Source organism: Peribacillus sp. P4_D6 (assembly GCF_056401795.1).
Genome location: NZ_JBFUIQ010000316.1, coordinates 1 through 1,514 on the forward strand (window position 1 = coordinate 1; position 1,514 = coordinate 1,514).

General features: G+C 41.5%; 1 protein-coding gene. It reads right to left on the minus strand.

Annotated features, from left to right (window positions below):
* Nucleotides 1–141: 141 nt before the first annotated feature.
* Nucleotides 142–1,514 (minus strand): helicase-related protein (locus AC1DVB_RS27140; RefSeq protein ID WP_477591931.1); only part of this gene is annotated, 1,373 nt, incomplete at its 5' end.

Sequence of the window (1,514 nt, forward strand, 5' to 3'; positions counted from 1 at the left end):
GTGGTGCATGACAAGAAAGCGGATAAACGAATGAAGCGGCAAGCAGCGTTTATTGCAAAACTGAGACGAACGACTAAGTGATTTATGCAAACACCAATAACCCGAATGCAATGTATTCGGGTTATTATTAAAAGAATTCGTTTAATTGAATCTGTGCGTCTTTCTAATCCCTCTATGATAACAAGCGTCACATATTTGAAAACGTGAGTCATCAGGCAGCCTTTTTCCACAGCGCTTGCATTTTTTTTGATAATTCAACATTTCATCTTTTAACTGATCATGAACGCCATCACTGATTTCTTCACGGATACGCTCCCAATAAACAGCTTCCGTACGCTTACCCATCCGATATAAAAATAATAGATGAAGACCTATCGCTTTATAAGATAGCTCCAATTCCTCAAGATTCCTTGTCTTGATGATCGGTTCAGGAAGGTCACTGTTCTCGGCAATCGCTTCGACCGTTTCCAGCCACTGTCTGATCAGACTTGGTTCTTTTGCCGAAAAAGGAATATGCAGGAAACCATATAAATCCATTAAAGAAAAACGAGCTTCGATTTCTGTATCCCGTATCAGTTCGTAAAGCTCCCTTTCTTCCGATAGCGAAGCCTTTTTTGTGCCTTTAGGAGGCTCAAACCTCTCCCACATTTCGAAAAATGTCCCCAGGTTCCGGTAATATTTTTGAAAACGTTCAAATACAGCAGAGGTTGGGGCGATTGTGAAGGTTTGAACTGGCTCATCTACCTGTTCCAGCAACTTATTCATGATTTTGATTTCTGCTGTAAATGCTACCTTCCCCGTGTCATAAATCCCTTTTCTACCCGCTCGGCCTGCGATTTGCTTGATTTCTTGAGAAGTCAATCTTCTTCTTCGTGTCCCGTCGAATTTTTCATTTTCAAGAAAGACGATGCGGCGTATTGGCAAGTTCAATCCCATTCCAATCGCATCGGTGGCAACGACAACTGATGTTTCACCGCGATTGAATAATTCTATTTGCCGTTTTCTATTTTCAGGAGGCATACTGCCGTATATCATGCTGACATTATGTCCACTCTCTTTAAGCCGGGATGCTGTTTCCAGTACCTGCCTTCTAGAAAAACAAATGAGGGCATCCCCTTTTTTGGTATACTTCAGTCCAAACTCCCTTTGTTCCACCTCAAGCGGTATTTCCCGTCTATATTCGTGAAGTTCTAAATCTGCTTCATTCAGAAGGTTCAGAAGCATCTTTTTGATATTATTGCTCCCGATTATGTGTACTTCATTCGCATTAGCTTGCGTAATTGCCCTAAACCAAGAAAAGCCTCGATCTTTATCGGCAATCATTTGGGCTTCATCTATGACGATTACTTCATGGTAGTCTTTTTCATGAAACATTTCAACGGTACTGGAGACATGTTTCGCACCCTCAATAGCCTTTTCTTCTTCACCGGTTTTTAATGAGCAAGGTACACCATCCGCATTTAATTTATCAAACACTTCCAGTGCAAGCAGTCTAAGTGGAGCCAGGTACATAC